The organism is Halorhodospira neutriphila, assembly GCF_016584055.1.
Lineage (GTDB): Bacteria > Pseudomonadota > Gammaproteobacteria > Nitrococcales > Halorhodospiraceae > Halorhodospira > Halorhodospira neutriphila.
Genome location: NZ_NRSH01000057.1, coordinates 1 through 13,944 on the forward strand (window position 1 = coordinate 1; position 13,944 = coordinate 13,944).

General features: G+C 74.1%; 20 protein-coding genes. 2 read left to right on the top strand and 18 right to left on the bottom strand.

The window, feature by feature from the left end; genetic code table 11:
• A partial coding sequence (locus tag CKO13_RS06430; RefSeq protein WP_200258074.1) for a gamma-glutamylcyclotransferase family protein occupies positions 1 to 442 on the bottom strand: 442 nt, incomplete at its 3' end.
• Positions 443 to 534: 92 nt separating this feature from the next.
• On the opposite strand from CKO13_RS06430, the gene CKO13_RS06435 reads away from it, so the two are divergent.
• Positions 535 to 1,167 carry a YbhB/YbcL family Raf kinase inhibitor-like protein gene (locus tag CKO13_RS06435; protein WP_200258077.1) on the top strand — a complete coding sequence of 211 codons (633 nt, stop codon included), beginning with the start codon at positions 535 to 537 and terminating at the stop codon, positions 1,165 to 1,167.
• A 17-nt stretch (positions 1,168 to 1,184) separates the two neighbouring features.
• Here the strand turns inward: CKO13_RS06435 and CKO13_RS06440 are convergent, their stop codons facing one another.
• From CKO13_RS06440 to CKO13_RS06485, 10 genes are all read right to left on the bottom strand, one after another.
• Complete coding sequence (locus tag CKO13_RS06440) at positions 1,185 to 1,349, bottom strand: hypothetical protein (protein ID WP_200258079.1); 165 nt, start codon at positions 1,347 to 1,349, stop codon at positions 1,185 to 1,187.
• Positions 1,350 to 1,409: 60 nt separating this feature from the next.
• Complete coding sequence (locus CKO13_RS06445) at positions 1,410 to 1,814, bottom strand: PilZ domain-containing protein (RefSeq protein WP_200258082.1); 405 nt, start codon at positions 1,812 to 1,814, stop codon at positions 1,410 to 1,412.
• Positions 1,815 to 1,910: 96 nt separating this feature from the next.
• Entirely contained in the window at positions 1,911 to 2,834 is a 924-nt protein-coding gene (locus CKO13_RS06450; protein ID WP_200258085.1) for an arginase family protein, read from the bottom strand.
• Positions 2,831 to 3,517, bottom strand: a complete 687-nt coding sequence (locus CKO13_RS06455) for a spermidine synthase (protein WP_200258089.1) — start codon at positions 3,515 to 3,517, stop codon at positions 2,831 to 2,833. The genes CKO13_RS06450 and CKO13_RS06455 overlap by 4 nt, the downstream gene beginning before the upstream one ends.
• A gap of 78 nt (positions 3,518 to 3,595) precedes the next feature.
• Entirely contained in the window at positions 3,596 to 4,210 is a 615-nt protein-coding gene (gene metW / locus CKO13_RS06460; protein ID WP_476702776.1) for a methionine biosynthesis protein MetW, read from the bottom strand.
• The gene (gene metX, locus CKO13_RS06465) at positions 4,207 to 5,355 is read right to left on the bottom strand and encodes a homoserine O-succinyltransferase MetX (RefSeq protein ID WP_200258092.1); all 1,149 of its coding nucleotides are present in this window, start codon (positions 5,353 to 5,355) and stop codon (positions 4,207 to 4,209) included. The genes metW and metX overlap by 4 nt, the downstream gene beginning before the upstream one ends.
• A gap of 34 nt (positions 5,356 to 5,389) precedes the next feature.
• Positions 5,390 to 5,707 (bottom strand): DUF167 domain-containing protein, encoded by a 318-nt coding sequence (locus CKO13_RS06470; protein ID WP_200258095.1) that lies wholly within the window; start codon positions 5,705 to 5,707, stop codon positions 5,390 to 5,392.
• Between the two features lie 7 nt (positions 5,708 to 5,714).
• Complete coding sequence (locus tag CKO13_RS06475; RefSeq protein ID WP_200258110.1) at positions 5,715 to 6,293, bottom strand: YggT family protein; 579 nt, start codon at positions 6,291 to 6,293, stop codon at positions 5,715 to 5,717.
• 3 nt (positions 6,294 to 6,296) lie between these two features.
• Positions 6,297 to 7,127 (bottom strand): pyrroline-5-carboxylate reductase, encoded by an 831-nt coding sequence (gene proC, locus CKO13_RS06480; RefSeq protein ID WP_200258113.1) that lies wholly within the window; start codon positions 7,125 to 7,127, stop codon positions 6,297 to 6,299.
• A complete protein-coding gene (locus tag CKO13_RS06485; RefSeq protein WP_200258116.1) occupies positions 7,124 to 7,834 on the bottom strand; it encodes a YggS family pyridoxal phosphate-dependent enzyme in 711 nt (236 codons plus the stop codon). Before CKO13_RS06485 ends, proC begins: the two co-directional genes overlap by 4 nt.
• Before the next feature lie 154 nt (positions 7,835 to 7,988).
• Here CKO13_RS06485 and CKO13_RS06490 point away from each other — a divergent pair, with 154 nt between their 5' ends.
• A complete protein-coding gene (locus CKO13_RS06490; protein WP_200258124.1) occupies positions 7,989 to 8,768 on the top strand; it encodes a lytic transglycosylase domain-containing protein in 780 nt (259 codons plus the stop codon).
• A 13-nt stretch (positions 8,769 to 8,781) separates the two neighbouring features.
• Here the strand turns inward: CKO13_RS06490 and trxA are convergent, their stop codons facing one another.
• The 7 genes from trxA to CKO13_RS06525 all read right to left on the bottom strand — a co-directional run.
• Positions 8,782 to 9,645 (bottom strand): thioredoxin, encoded by an 864-nt coding sequence (trxA, locus tag CKO13_RS12990; protein ID WP_200258127.1) that lies wholly within the window; start codon positions 9,643 to 9,645, stop codon positions 8,782 to 8,784.
• Positions 9,646 to 9,672: 27 nt separating this feature from the next.
• Positions 9,673 to 10,950: a dihydroorotase gene (locus CKO13_RS06500; RefSeq protein WP_200258129.1), complete on the bottom strand. Its 1,278-nt coding sequence runs from the start codon at positions 10,948 to 10,950 to the stop codon at positions 9,673 to 9,675.
• Entirely contained in the window at positions 10,947 to 11,933 is a 987-nt protein-coding gene (locus CKO13_RS06505; RefSeq protein WP_200258132.1) for an aspartate carbamoyltransferase catalytic subunit, read from the bottom strand. Before CKO13_RS06505 ends, CKO13_RS06500 begins: the two co-directional genes overlap by 4 nt.
• Positions 11,930 to 12,442 (bottom strand): bifunctional pyr operon transcriptional regulator/uracil phosphoribosyltransferase PyrR, encoded by a 513-nt coding sequence (pyrR, locus tag CKO13_RS06510; protein ID WP_200258135.1) that lies wholly within the window; start codon positions 12,440 to 12,442, stop codon positions 11,930 to 11,932. Before pyrR ends, CKO13_RS06505 begins: the two co-directional genes overlap by 4 nt.
• Positions 12,439 to 12,867, bottom strand: coding sequence for a Holliday junction resolvase RuvX (gene ruvX, locus CKO13_RS06515; protein ID WP_200258144.1), 429 nt, complete (start codon positions 12,865 to 12,867; stop codon positions 12,439 to 12,441). Before ruvX ends, pyrR begins: the two co-directional genes overlap by 4 nt.
• Positions 12,860 to 13,441: a YqgE/AlgH family protein gene (locus CKO13_RS06520; protein ID WP_200258147.1), complete on the bottom strand. Its 582-nt coding sequence runs from the start codon at positions 13,439 to 13,441 to the stop codon at positions 12,860 to 12,862. Before CKO13_RS06520 ends, ruvX begins: the two co-directional genes overlap by 8 nt.
• A gap of 51 nt (positions 13,442 to 13,492) precedes the next feature.
• Positions 13,493 to 13,944: energy transducer TonB (locus CKO13_RS06525; protein WP_200258150.1), on the bottom strand; the 452-nt coding region annotated here is incomplete at its 5' end.

Sequence of the window (13,944 nt, forward strand, 5' to 3'; positions counted from 1 at the left end):
CGGCCAGCGGCCGGCCCCGGACGTGCTCGAGCCAGTCGCCGCCGGCGATCAGCGGCGCCCCGGGCGGGCGCCGATTGAGCCAGTAGACCAGGCAGGGGCGCGGCCCCTGCGGGGCGGCGAGCGGCACGGCGACGGCCTGCTCCCGGCGGTAGAGGCCCGCGTAGGGGCGCTCGGGGTCGCAGTCCTCGTAGGCGTCGAGCACCGGGAGGACGCGCCGCGGCGCGAGGAGCTCGAGGAGCCGCCCGTAGACCCGGGCGGCGGCCGGCTCCTCGTCCGCCCCGAGGGGGACGGCGCCGGGGAAGGGCCCGAGGTCGTAGAGCCGGGCCGGCACGGAGGCGGCGCCCCGGTCGCGGGTGTGGCGCCGTACGGCCGCCTCGGCCTGGGGGTCGCTGGGCTGGTCCAGGAGGGTGCCGTAGGCGAGCAGCAGCGGGCGGCTCGTCATCGTGGGCTCCTGCGGCGCTAGAATGGTGGGCGCCTCGATCACGCCCGGTTCAGGGTAGAGGGGCTTGCCGCCGAGATGCCAGGGGGGTGGCCGTGCGCCTGATCAGCGAGAGCCTGGAAGAGGGGGGGGCGCTCCCCGAGCGCTGCGCCTTCTGCGCCCGCGACGCGCAGGCGCACGCCCGCTACGGGCGCAACCGCAGCCCGCACCTCGGCTGGGAGGGCCTGCCGCCGGGCACGCGCTCGCTGGCCCTGGTCTGCCACGACCCGGACGCGCCGAGCCAGCTCGGCGACGCCAACCGCGGCGACCGCGAGATCCCCGCCGACCTGCCGCGGCTCGACTTCTTCCACTGGCTGCTGGTGGACCTCGACCCGGCGCTCGGGGCGATCCCCGAGGGCGCCTTCGCCGACGGGGTCGTCGCCGGCGGCAAGCCGGGGCCGGAGGCGCCCTACGGGGCCCGCCAGGGGGTCAACAGCTACACCGAGCTCTTCGCCGGCAGCGCCGAGATGGCGGGGACGTACTTCGGCTACGACGGGCCCTGCCCGCCGTGGAACGACTCGATCCCCCACCGCTGCGTCTTCACGCTCTACGCCCTCGACTGCCCGCGGGCGCCGGTAGCGGGGGCCTTCGGCGGCGAGGCGCTGCTCGCCGCGCTGCGCGGCCGGCTCCTCGGCCAGGCCGCGATCACCGTGGCCTACAGCCTCAACCCGCGGGTCCCCGCCGGCTAGGCGCCGCTCCGGCCGGATCAGTCCTTGCCGTAGGGGTTGTTCATGACCTCGAACCACCGCTGGTGGTGCTCGCCGGCGGCGTCGCGCCACTGCTGCACCTGCTCGCGGCTGTAGTGGGCGCGGACGCGGTGGTCCGAGACCGGCCGGGGGTCGTTGGTCTCCTGGGGGCTGTCGCTGGCCATCCTCGCGTCTCTCCTCTCGGTTGTCGCTCTCGCTGGGGGGTTGAGGGGCGGCGCCGGCGCCTACTCGGGCGCCTCTCCGGCCATGCCGAGGCGCGTCAGCAGGGCCTCGATCCGCGCCTGGGCCTGCTCGTCGACGTTGAGGAAGCGGACCCCGGTGGCGTGGTAGGCGGGGTTGACGTCCGGGGCGGACCAGCGGACCTCGGCGTCCACCGAGAGGGCCAGCCCCTCGGTGAGCTCGCTGTCGGCCGGCCCCTCGAGGCGCAGGCGCAGCCGCTCCCCGGTGCGGTGGGGCTGCTCGCCGAGCATGAGCAGGCCGCCGGGGGAGAGGTCGGCGAGCAGCCCGAGCCGGGCACCGCTGTCGGCGTCCTGGATGGGGAGGTAGTAGAGCAGGGAGGAGCGCTTGCTCTGGCGGCGAAAGCGCGTGAAGCGCGGCTTGTACTCCCCGCCTCCGGGTCGGTTCGTCATCGCATTCCCCTTTCTCGGTCGCCTCAGGCCGTCACGTTGAGCCGCCCGCCTTGGCCCATGACCTGCGCCTCGGCCATCGTGTGGGCCGCCGTGAGCCTACATCATCAGCGCCTCGAGGTGGGCGGCGGCGCAGCGCCCGACGGCGGAGAGGCTGTAGCCGCCCTCGAGCACCGAGACGACCCGGCCCTCGCAGTGGCGCCGGGCGATGGCGACGAGCTCGCGGGTCGCCCAGCCGAAGTCGGACTCGTCGAGCTGCAGCGTCGCCAGGGGGTCGGAGCGGTGGGCGTCGAAGCCGGCGGAGACGAGGATCAGCTCCGGGCGCAGGGCGTCGAGCCGGTCGAGGATCTGCTCGGCGAAGACCGCCCGGAAGCGCTCCGAGCCGTCCCCCTCGGCGAGGGTGGCGTTGACGATGTTCGCCGGCGGGTCCGCCGAGGGGATCCCGGTCCCGGGGAAGAGGGGGTGCTGGTGGGTGGAGAAGTAGTAGAGCCCCCGGCGGCCGCGGCTGATCTGCTCGGTGCCGTTGCCGTGGTGGACGTCGAAGTCGACCATGGCCACCCGCTCGAGGCCGTACTGCGCCACGGCGTGGGCGGCCCCGACGGCGATGTTGTTGAAGAAGCAGAAGCCCATGGCCCGATCGGACTCGGCGTGGTGGCCCGGCGGGCGCACGGCGCAGAAGGCGCGGTGGGCCAGGCCCTGGAGGACGCCGTCCACGCCGTGGCAGACCCCCCCGGCGGCCCGCAGGGCGGCCTCGCCGCTGCCCGGGCCGAGCCGGGTGTCGGGGTCGAAGGGGGCGTGGCCCGTCTCCGGGACGGCGTCGAGCACCGAGCGGACGTGCTCCGGGTCGTGGGCGAGCTCGAGCTGCGCGACGCTCGCCCGGGGCGCCTGCTCGCGCAGCACGAACTCGAAGGTCGGATCCTCCAGGGCGCGCAGGATGGCGCGCAGCCGCTCCGGGCTCTCGGGGTGCCCGTCTCCGGCGTCGTGGCCGAGGCAGGCGGGGTGGGTCACAAGCCAGGTGGTCACCGCTGCTCCTCCCTCGTTCGGGCCCAGGCGAAGATCCAGGGGACATCGAAGGAAGGGATCTTCGCCTCCCAGTCTCCCCAAGCCTCGAAGGTCCCTTCAAGCCCGGCGCGGATCTCCTCGCGCAGCCCGGGCTCGTCGGCGCCGCAGCACTGCATGGCCATCACGCCGCCCGGGCGCAGGCGCTGCGCGACCTTGGCGAGGACCTCCTTGATGAACTCCGTGCGCGGCTGATCCTCGCGGATGGGGTCCATGGTCAGATCGTAGATGATGCCGTCCCACTGCGCCTCGTCGTCCAGGTAGGCGAAGGCGTCGCCGACGACGACCTCGGCGCCCGGCCGGTCGAAGGCGTCGCCGCAGAGGCTCGGCAGGTAGCGCCGGGCGAGGGCGATGACCTCGCCGTCGATATCCACCAGGACCGCCCGCCGCGCCCCGGCGTCGAGCACCGCGCGCAGGACGCCGCCGTCGCCGCCGCCGAGGATGAGGACCTCGCCGAGCGCCCCGCCCTCGACGAGCGGGCGGGTGATCGCCTGGTTGTACGGCTCGTCGGCGTCGGCGATCTGCAGGTCGTCGTCGAGGTAGAGCAGGTGGCCCAGGCTCGGGTCGTGGGCGATGACGATCTCCTGGTACGGCGAGCGCCGGCGCTCCACCACCGTCTGGTTGTAGCGGACGTACTCGGGCTGCATAGGCGTTCGCGGTCTGGTCCCTGTGGCTGGCGCGGCCCCCGGCTGCCCTGCGCGGCGGGCCGCTCAACAGGGAGGATTCTACAGCGACTGGGTGCCGCGCACGAAACGGTAGATGGCCACCTCGCCGAGGAGGTTCGGCGCGAGGTCGATCAGCGGGGTCGAGCGGTGGGCCCGGTCGAGCAGGCGGCGCTCGACGATCTCCACCCCCATGCTCGCGCACAGCTGCTCGAAGTCGCGCACGGTGCACAGGTGGATGTTCGGCGAGTTGTACCAGGCGTTGGGCAGGGCGGGGCTGCGCGGCATCGAGCCGCCGAGCAGCAGCTGCACGCGCAGGCGCCAGTAGCCCATGTTCGGGAAGGTGACGATGCCGTGGTGGCTGACCCGCAGCAGGTCCTCGATGAGCTTGTCGGGGTAGCGCACCGCCTGGATCGTCTGGCTCATGATGACGTGGTCGAAGCTGTCGCAGTGGAAGTCGCCGAGCCCCTCGTCGAGGTCGGCGCGCACCACGTTGACCCCGCGCTCGAGGCAGCGGTTCACCTTGCGCGGGTCGATCTCCAGGCCGTAGGCAGTGACCCCCTTGCGCTCGACGAGGTACTCGAGCAGCGCCCCGTCGCCGCAGCCGAGGTCGAGGACGCGGGAGCCGGGCTCGATCCAGTCGGCGACGATCTCCAGCTCGCGGCGCAGCGGGTTCACGCCCCGACCTCCCGGGCGACGTTGCCCATGTAGGCGGCGAAGCCCTCGAGGTAGCGCTGGATGGGCATGAGGAAGGCGTCGTGGCCCTGGGTGGCCTCGACCTCGATGTAGCTGACGGTCTTCTCGCGCTCGAGCAGCGCGCGCAGGATCTCCCGGGAGCGGGAGGGGGGGAAGCGCCAGTCGCTGGAGAACGACAGGAGCAGCGTCGAGCACTGGATGCCGGCGACGGCCGCCGAGAAGTCGTCGCCGTGCTCGGCGGCCGGGTCGAAGTAGTCGAGCGCCTTGGTCATGAGCAGGTAGGTGTTGGCGTCGAAGCCCTGGACGAAGCGCTGGCCCTGGTAGCGTAGGTAGCTCTCGACCTCGAAGTCGACCTCCTCGTAGTCGTAGCTCATGCCCCCGCGCAGGTCGCGGCCGAACTTGGCGCGCATGGCGTCCTCGGAGAGGTAGGTGATGTGGCCGAGCATGCGCGCCACCGCCAGCCCCCGCCGCGGCGAGACGCCGTAGTCGTAGTAGCGCCCGCCGTGGAACTCCGGGTCGCTCATGATCGCCTGCCGGGCGACCTCGTTGAAGCCGATGTTCTGCGCCGAGAGCCGGGGCGCGGCGGCGATCACGACGGCGTGGCGCAGCCGGCCGGGGAAGTCGATGGCCCACTGCAGCGCCTGCATGCCGCCGAGGCTGCCGCCGGCCACCGCCGCCCACTGCCGGATGCCCAGCCGGTCGGCGAGGCGCGCCTGGCTGCGCACCCAGTCCCGGACCGTGACCACCGGGAACTGATCGCCGTAGGGCGCGCCGGTCTCCGGGTTGATGCTCGCCGGCCCCGTCGAGCCGTGGCAGCCGCCGAGGTTGTTGCTGCAGACGATGAAGAAGCGGTTCGTGTCCAGCGGCTTGCCGGGGCCGATGCACGTCTCCCACCAGCCGGGCTTGCGGTCGTGCTCGGAGTGGTAGCCGGCGGCGTGGTGGTTCCCCGAGAGGGCGTGGCAGACCAGGATGGCGTTGGTCCGCTCGCGGTTGAGCTCGCCGTAGGTCTCGTAGACGAGCTCGTAGCCGGGCAGCTCGCGGCCGCAGTCGAGGGGCAGCGGCTCCTCGAAGACGGCCTTATGCTGGGTCACGAGTCCGACGGAGTCGGCCGGCGGGCTTCTGACCATCGACAATCCGCTCATGGAGCAAGGATGACGCAGTCTAGCGGCGAACGTCCGGCAGGGACAAGCCATCGGGCGGCCCGGGCAGCTCCTCGGGCCAGCTCGAGGGGGCGTCGATGCGGACGGTTTTCTCCCGCCCGCGCTCGCCGGCGACGAGCTGCACCGCGCCCTTCGCCGCCCCGAAGCGCCTCGCCAGGAGCTTGGCCAGGGCGGCGTTGGCCTTGCCGTCCACGGGCGGGGCCTTGAGCCGGACCCGCAGGCGCTCGCCGTCGACCGCCAGGCCCTCCTGCTTGGCGCGGGGGGTGACGCGCAGCCGGAGGGTCAGGCGGCCCAGCTCGTCGATGCTCGCCCAGGGCATCCCGGGCTCAGGCCGGCATCGGCAGCTGGCTGCGCAGCGGGTAGACCACCATCATCCGCGCCAGGTGGAGGAGGACCAGGGCGACCAGCGGGGAGAGGTCGATCCCCCCGAGATCCGGCATGTAGGAGCGGATCGGGCGCAGGAGGGGGCCGGTGAGCTGCTCGAGCAGGTGCAGCCCCGGGTGGTGGGCGGTGGGGTTGACCCAGCTGACGACCACCCCGATGAGGATCAGCACGGTGTAGAGGTTGAGCAGCAGCCCCAGGAGCCGCCCCACGGACTCGATGACCAGCCCGCCGAGCGGGGGCTGCTGGCCGTAGGCGAGCAGGAAGATCAGGTAGAGGGCGAGCAGCTGCAGGACGAACATCAGGGTGATCGCCGCCAGGTCGACGCCCCGGAAGGCGGGGATGAAGCGGCGCATGGGGTTGAGCACCGGCGAGGTGGCGCGCACCAGGAACTGCGAGATGGGGTTGAGGAAGTCGCCGCGCACCGTCTGCAGCAAAAAGCGCAGCATCACCGCCAGGATGTAGAGCGAGGAGACGGTGCCGATGAGGAAGATCAGGGGGTTGGTGACGTAGCTCGATGCCATTATCTACTGCTCTCCCAGCAGGTTGCCTAGCTCGTGGGCGCGGTGGGCGGCGGCCTCGGCGGCGCGCTGGATGGCGCCGCGCAGGTCGGCGTCGTCGAGCACCCCCAGGGCGCGCTCCGTGGTGCCGCCGGGGGAGGTGACGCGCTCGCGCAGGCGGGCCGGGGTGTCCTCCGACTCCAGGGCCATCCGGGCGGCGCCGGTGGCGGTCTCCAGGGTCAGCAGCCGCGCCGTCTCCCGGTCGAGCCCCAGCTCGACGCCGGCCTCCTCGAGCGCCTCCATGAGCAGGAAGAAGTACGCCGGGCCGCTGCCGGAGATGGCGGTGACCGCGTCCATCTGCGCCTCGTCGGTGAGCCACTGCGTCTGCCCCACCGCGCGCAGCAGGGACTCGGCGAGGCTGTGCTGCGCGGCGCTGACCTGCGCGTTGGCGATCAGGGCCGTGGCCCCGCTCTGGATCAGCGACGGCGTGTTGGGCATGGCCCGGACCACGGCCGCCTGCGGGCCGAGCCAGCGCTGCAGGTCGGCCAGCCGGACCCCTGCGGCGATGGAGATGGCCACGGCGCCCGCCTGGCCCAGGGCAGGGGCGATCTCCTCGGCGACCGTGCGGACGGTCTGCGGCTTGACCGCCAGGACCACGGCGTCGGCGCCCTCGAGCGCCTCGCCGTTGTCCGCCGTGACGGCGACCCCGAAGCGGCTGCGGAGCTGCTCGCGCCGCTCGGGCTCCGGCTCGCTGACGGTGATCCGCTGCGCCGGGTAGCCGTCGGCGATGAGCCCGCCGACCAGGGAGCGGGCCATGTTTCCGCCGCCGATGAAGGCGATTTGCGACTCGGTGCTCATTGCTGCCCTCCTTCCGTTGCCTCGGCCTCGCGCGGGCCGAAGATCGCCGTCCCGATGCGGAGCAGGGTCGAGCCCTCGGCGACCGCCGCCTCGAGGTCTTCCGTCATGCCCATGGAGAGGGTGTCCAGGGCGAAGCCCTGCCCGCGGAGCTGCTCGTAGAGCCCGCGCAGCCGGGCGAAGGGGCGGCGCTGCTGCTCGAGGCCCGCGGCCGGGGCGGGGATGGCCATCAGGCCCCGCAGGCGCAGGCGCGGCTGCTCGGCGACCGCCGCGGCGAGCTCGGGCAGCGAGCCGGGGTCGCACCCCGCCTTCTGCGGCTCGCTGCTAACGTTGACCTGCAGGCAGACGTTGAGCGCCGGGAGCCCGTCCGGGCGCTGCTCGCCGAGCCGCCGGGCGATCTTGGCCCGGTCGACGGTGTGGACCCAGCTGAAGGCCTGCGCCACCGGGGCGGTCTTGTTCGACTGCAGGCCGCCGATGAAGTGCCAGACCGGCTCGAGGTCGGCGAGCGCCTCCTGCTTGGCGAGCGCCTCCTGGAGGTAGTTCTCGCCGAAGGCGGTCTGCCCGGCGGCGTAGGCCGCCCGCAGGGCCTCGCTCGGGTGGCGCTTGCCGACGGCGAGCACGGCGACGCTGCCGGGCCGGCGGCCGTACTCGGCCTCGGCGGCGCGGACCCGTCGGTGGACGGCCTCAAGGCGTGCGGCGATCTCGGTCATCGGGGTCCCGTTCAGCGCTGCTCCACGGCCTCTGCGGTGCCGGCATCTTGGATGATACGGCGGATGCGGCGCCGCGTCGAACCCGCGGCGCCGATCGGGGCGCGGTCTTTTTCCATGCTATAATTCAGGGAATAGCGGAGAGGAGTCTCCCCGTATGCTTCGGATGGCCTTGTCGACCCTGCTCGGGATGGGGGCGCTGGTATCCGCCTCCATCACCGCCCACTCCCTGCAGAGCCCCCCCTGGGAGAGCGCCGCCCTGCCCGCGGAGGGCGGCGGCGCCGTAGCCGCCGTGCTCGCCCCGAGGCCGGCGGCGCTGCTGCCCGAGGTCCCCCGGGCCGTGATCCAGGCGGTGATCAACGCCTATCAGCGCCGGGGGCGCTCGTCGTGGCTCGGCTCCAACCGCGCCATCGCCGACCCGAGGCTGCGCCGGCTCGTCGCCGAGGCGGCCGAGCGCTCCGGCCTCGAGCCGGCCCTGATCCGGGCGGTGGCGCGCACGGAGAGCGACTACCGGCCCGGCGTCGTGAGCAGCGCCGGCGCCGTGGGGCTGATGCAGATCCGGCCGGTGGCGGCCGCCGAGGTCCGGGACGCGGTCCCCGAGTGGGCGGAGCGCGTCTCCCGGGACCAGGGGATCAGCCCGGCCGCCCTGGCCGAGCCGCGCCTGAACCTGCTCGTCGGCAGCCACTACTTGGCCCGCCTCCGGGAGCGCTACGCCGCCTACGGCGATCCCCTGGGGCTCTGGCTCGCCCTCGCCGCCTACAACTGGGGCCCCGGCAACGTCCACCGCCACCTGACCTCGAACCCGCGGCTGCAGAGCCTCAAGGACCTGCGCTGGCTGCTCTACCGCCACGCGCCCCACGAGACGCGCGCCTTCGTCCAGCGGGTGCTCCAGCGCAGCGGGCTCGCCGGCGACGCCTTCCGGGAGCAGCAGGGGTGAGGGGCGGCGCCCCTCAGTAGAGCAGCTGGAAGAGGCGCTGGCGGTAGCGGCGCGCCTCGGGGTGCTCCGGGCCGAGGACGCCGAGGACCTTGAGCGCCAGGTCGTGGGCCTCGTCGCGGCGCTGGCGGTCGCGCTGGACGAGGTGCAGCAGGTGGTCGAGGGCCTCGAGCTCGCCGCCGGCGACCACGAGCCGCAGGGCCAGCTCGAGGCGGGCCTGGCCGTCGCCGGGGTCGGCCTCGACGCGCTGCTCGAGGGTCTCGGTGCCGGGCAGGTCGCGCACCCGCTCGGCGAACTCCTTGCGCGCGAGGATCCCCTGGGCCCGCGGGTCCTGCTGCTCCTGGGAGGGCAGCCCCTCGACGAGGGCGAAGGCCTCGTCGCTCTCGCCGCTCTGGAGCAGGGCGCGGGCCAGGTCGATGGTGACGCTGGCGTCGTCGCTGCGCTGCTCGCGGGCCGCGCGCAGGTAGGGGACGGCCTCGGCGGCCCGGCCCTCGGCCATCAGCCCCCGGGCCTGCTCCAGGGGGTCGGCCTGGGGCGCCTCCACGTACTGGTCGAGCCACTGGCGCAGCTCGCTCTCCGAGAGCGCCCCCGTGAACTGGTCGACGGGCTGCCCGTCCTTGACCAGCAGCACCGTGGGCAGGCTCTGGACGCCGACCTGCATGGCCAGCTGCTGCTCCTGGTCGCAGTCGACCTTGGCGACCTGGAAGCCCCCCTGGTACTCGTCCGCGAGCCGCTCCAGCAGCGGGCTGAGGCTCTGGCACGGGCCGCACCACTGCGCCCAGAAGTAGATCAGGACAGGCTGCTGCGTGGAGGCGTCGATCGCCTGCTCCTTGAAGGTCTCCGCAGTGACGTCGATGACGTAGGGCGAGTTGCTGCTCACGGTTGCCTCCGGGCTAGAAGATCATGTTTATCGGACGTGGACCGTTCGGCCGCCGACCACCGTGGCCGTCACCGTCCCGGCGAGATCCCAGCCGGTGAGCAGGGTGTTGTGGCCGCGGCTGCGCAGGCTCTCCGGCGTGACGCGCCAGCGGGCGCGCGGGTCGACCACCGCCACGTCCGCTGCGGCGCCCGGGGCGAGGGTGCCGGCCTCGAGGCCCAGGGCGCGGGCGGGGCCGGCGGTCACCCGCCGGATCGCCTCGGGCACCGACAGGAGCCCCTCATCGACCAGGCGCAGGGTCAGGGCGAGGAGGGTGTCGACCCCGCTGATCCCCGGCTCGCTGTCGGCGAAGGGGCAGTCCTTGGCGTCGGGGTCGTGGGGCTGGTGGTCGGAGCAGACGGCCTGGAGCGTCCCGTCGGCCACGCCCCGGCGCAGCCTGTCGCGGTCCGCCGAGCTGCGCAGCGGCGGCCGGACGTGGGCGCGGGTATCGTAGCCGGCGCAGTCGTGCTCCGTGAACAGGAGCTGGTGGATGGCGACATCGGCGGTGACCGGCAGCCGGGCCTGCTGCGCCGCGGCGACCATCTCCACGCCCCGGGCCGTAGAGAGCCGGCCGAGGTGGACCGGGGTGCCGCTCTCCTCGGCGATGGCGAGGATGCGGGCGAGCGCCGCGGTCTCGGTGGCCGCCGGCTGGCTCGGCAGCCCCAGCCGGGTGGCGGTCTCGCCGTCGTGGACGTGGCCGCCGGCGGCGAGGTCCGGGTCCTCGGGGGTGAGCACCACCGGCAGCGAGAAGGTCGCCGCGTACTCCAGGGCGCGGCGCAGGACGAGGCCGTTGGTGACGGGCCGCCCGCCGTCGGCCATCGCCGGGCAGCCGGCGTCGCGCAGCGCCGCCATCTCGGCGAGGCGCTCGCCGGCCAGGCCCTGGGTCAGCGCCCCGAGGGGGCGGACCCGGGCGCCGTCGGCGCTCTGCGCGCGGCTGTGGATGAGCTCCACCACCGAGGGGGTGTCGGTGACCGGGCTCGTGTCCGGCGGCTGGAGGAGGGTCGTGACCCCGCCGCCGGCCGCGGCCCGCGCCTCGGGGATGATCCCGCCCTTGCGCGTGGCGCCCGGCTCGCGCAGCCGCGCCGCCAGGTCCACCAGCCCCGGGATGACCAGCTGCCCGGCGGCGTCGAGGCGCGCCTCGGCGGCGAAGCCGTCCGGGGCCGGGCCGATGGCGAGCACCCGCCCGTCGCCGATGTGCAGGTCCGCGACCTCGTCGCGGCCGCTCTCGGGGTCGACGACCCGGCCGCCGTGGATCGTCAGGCGGCTCACCCGGCCACCTCCTCGATGCTCGCCGGGGCGGCCTCGCCCTGGCCGCCGAGGACCATGGACATGACCGCCATGCGCACGGCGATGCCGTTGGTGACCTGCTGCAGGATCACCGAGCGCGGGCCGTCGGCGACCCGGGGGTCGAGCTCGACGCCGCGGTTGACCGGGCCGGGGTGCATGACGATGGCCTGCGGGTGGGTGCGCTCGAGGCGCTGCTCGGTGAGCCCGTAGCGGCTGAAGAACTCGCCCTCGCTCGGCAGCAGGGCGCCGCGCATGCGCTCGCGCTGCAGGCGCAGCATGATGACGACGTCGGCGCCCTCGAGGCCGGCGTCCATGTCCTCGTAGAGGCGCACGCCGAGCTGCTCGATGCCCCGCGGCTGCAGCGTCCGCGGCGCGATCGCCCGGATCTCGCCGGCGCCGAGCCCGCGCAGGGCGTGGATCTGCGAGCGCGCCACGCGGGAGTGGAGGATGTCGCCGACGATGGCGATGGTCAGCGGCTCCAGCGCCCCCTTCTCGTGGCGGATGGTGAAGGCGTCGAGCAGCGCCTGGGTCGGGTGGGCGTGGCGCCCGTCGCCGGCGTTGACCACCGCCACCCCCGGCGCCGCGTGCCGGGCGATGAACTCGGCGGCGCCGCTGTCGGCGTGGCGGACGACGAAGGCGTCGCACTGCATGGCCTCGAGGTTGCGCAGCATATCGAGCAGGCTCTCGCCCTTGCTCGTCGAGGAGCTGGCCACGTCGATGTTGAGCACGTCGGCGGAGAGGCGCTGCGCGGCGAGCTCGAAGGTCGTCCGGGTGCGGGTGCTCGGCTCGAAGAAGAGGTTGATGATGGTCCGGCCGCGCAGCAGCGGGACCTTCTTGACCGACTTGCCGATCACCCCCGAGAACGACCCGGCGGTGTCGAGGATCCGGGTGAGCAGCTCCCGCGGCAGCCCCTCGGTGGTGAGCAGGTGGCGCAGGTTGCCCTGGGCGTCGAGCTGCACGCTCACGGCGAGGCCTCCTCGAGGGTCAGCCGCAGCGGGTCGGGGCCGTGGAGCTTGAGGCGCTGGCGGGCCGCCAGCTCGAGGCACTCGCCGCAGACATCGGGCTGGATGGGCAGTTCGCGGGCGTCGCGGTCGACGAGCACGGCGAGCAGCACCGCCGCCGGGCGGCCGTAGTCGAACAGGGCGTTGAGCGCGGCCCGCGCGGTGCGCCCGGTGTGGATGATGTCGTCGCAGAGGATGACGGTGCGCCCGTCGACGGTGAAGGGCACCTCCGAGGTCCGCACCGCCGCCTTGAGCCCCGAGGTGGCGTGGTCGTCGCGGTAGAAGGCGACCTCCAGGGTGCCGAGCGGCGGGCGGGCGCGCAGGCGCTCGTGGAGGGCCTGGGCGACCCAGACCCCGCCGGTGTGGACGCCGACGAGGATCGGCGGGCCGCCGTCGCGGCGCTCCAGCTCACGGGTCAGCCCGGCCGCCATGCGCTCGAGCAGCGGCGGGACGTCGAGCTCGCGTTCGCTCATGCGGCGCCTTGCGCGAAGTAGGTCTCGAGGATGACGCTCGCCGCCTCGCCGTGGACGGCCGTGGGGTCCCGCCGCCGGGTGCGCGGGTCGAGGCGCAGCGCCGCCTCGTGGGAGGAGAGGCGCTCGTCGACCGTCGCCACGGGCAGGCCGAAGCGGCCGTGGAGGCGCCCGGCGAGGCGGCGGGCGAGGGCCGTGCTCGTCGAGTCGCTGCCGTCGGCGTGCAGCGGCAGGCCGACGACCAGCGCCCGGGGGCGCCAGCGCTCGATCAGCTCGGCGACCTGCCGCCAGTCGGGCTGCCCCGCCCGGGCCGGCAGGCTGCCCAGGGAGCGGGCGCTGGCGAGCAGGCGCTCGCCGACGGCGACCCCGATGTGCTGCTCTCCCGGGTCGAAGGCGAGGAGGGTGCCGTCCTCGCCCGGCTCAGGCATGGCCGGTCTCCGAGGAGAGCAGGGCGATATCGACGCCGATCCCGGCGGCGGCCGCCCGCCAGCGCTGGGCCGACTCGGTGTCGAAGACCACCTCCGGCGAGGCCGGGCCGGAGAGCCAGGCGTTCTGGCCCATCTCCTCCTCCAGCTGGCCCGCCCCCCAGCCGGCGTAGCCGAGGGCGACCAGGCAGCGCTCCGGCCCCTCGCCGCGGGCCAGGGCGGCGAGGATGTCGCGGGAGGTGGTCACGGCGATCTCCTCGGAGATCCGCAGGGTGGCGTCCCACTCCTCGCCGGGGGGGTGGAGCACGAAGCCGCGGTCGCGCTGCACGGGGCCGCCGGCGTAGACGACCCGCTCCTTGGCCCGGCTGTCGTGGATCTCCAGCTCCAGGTGCTGGAAGAGGTCCTCGAGGGTGACCTCGGTGGGGCGATTGATGACGATCCCCATGGCCCCCTCCGCGGAGTGCTCGCAGACGAGGGTGACCGTCTGGGCGAAGTTGGGGTCGTCGAGGGCCGGCATGGCGATCAGGAAGTGATTCGCCAGGCAATCGCCGCCATTGTGGAGATCCCGCTCGCTCATGCCTCCAGTATCCGTTACCCCGCGCGCTTTTCACAAGGCCCGCGGCGCCAATCAGTGCGTCTCGAGGCGCCCGCCGTCGACGAACTCCCAGGTCCGGGTGATCACCAGCTGGTCGTGGCCGTCGAGGACCTCCTCCGGGATCTCGCTGAAGGGGGCCGCTAGCCGGACGGTGCGGACCGCCGCCTCGTCGAGCAGCCGGTGGCGCGAGCGCTCGACGACGCGGACGGCCTCGACGGAGCCGTCGGGCCGGAGGGTGACCTCCAGGATGAGCCGCCCCGAGAGGCCGCGGCGGCGGGCCGCGCTGGGGTAGTTGAGGTTGCCGACGGCCTCGACCTTGCGGCTCCAGGCCTCCATGTAGGCGGCCGCCTCGTGGGCGCGGGTGCGGGCGTTGAGGAAGCGCTTCGACGGCTGGCGGGGCTGGCGCAGCCGCTGGTAGAGCGCCGCGGCCTCGGCGGCGGCGTCGCCCCGGGTGTCGGCCTGCTGCTCGCGCTCGGGCGCCTCGG

Excerpts from the sequence above, each read along its gene's own strand:
- CKO13_RS06475 (WP_200258110.1), bottom strand. The coding sequence starts at position 6,293 with ATGGCATCGAGCTACGTCACCAACCCCCTGATCTTCCTCATCGGCACC.
- CKO13_RS06490 (WP_200258124.1), top strand. The coding sequence starts at position 7,989 with ATGCTTCGGATGGCCTTGTCGACCCTGCTCGGGATGGGGGCGCTGGTA.
- CKO13_RS06440 (WP_200258079.1), bottom strand. The coding sequence starts at position 1,349 with ATGGCCAGCGACAGCCCCCAGGAGACCAACGACCCCCGGCCGGTCTCG.
- proC (WP_200258113.1), bottom strand. The coding sequence starts at position 7,127 with ATGAGCACCGAGTCGCAAATCGCCTTCATCGGCGGCGGAAACATGGCC.
- CKO13_RS06470 (WP_200258095.1), bottom strand. The coding sequence starts at position 5,707 with ATGCCCTGGGCGAGCATCGACGAGCTGGGCCGCCTGACCCTCCGGCTG.
- CKO13_RS06455 (WP_200258089.1), bottom strand. The coding sequence starts at position 3,517 with ATGCAGCCCGAGTACGTCCGCTACAACCAGACGGTGGTGGAGCGCCGG.
- CKO13_RS06485 (WP_200258116.1), bottom strand. The coding sequence starts at position 7,834 with ATGACCGAGATCGCCGCACGCCTTGAGGCCGTCCACCGACGGGTCCGC.
- pyrR (WP_200258135.1), bottom strand. The coding sequence starts at position 12,442 with ATGAGCGAACGCGAGCTCGACGTCCCGCCGCTGCTCGAGCGCATGGCG.
- ruvX (WP_200258144.1), bottom strand. The coding sequence starts at position 12,867 with ATGCCTGAGCCGGGCGAGGACGGCACCCTCCTCGCCTTCGACCCGGGA.
- metX (WP_200258092.1), bottom strand. The coding sequence starts at position 5,355 with ATGGTCAGAAGCCCGCCGGCCGACTCCGTCGGACTCGTGACCCAGCAT.
- CKO13_RS06445 (WP_200258082.1), bottom strand. The coding sequence starts at position 1,814 with ATGACGAACCGACCCGGAGGCGGGGAGTACAAGCCGCGCTTCACGCGC.
- CKO13_RS06520 (WP_200258147.1), bottom strand. The coding sequence starts at position 13,441 with ATGAGCGAGCGGGATCTCCACAATGGCGGCGATTGCCTGGCGAATCAC.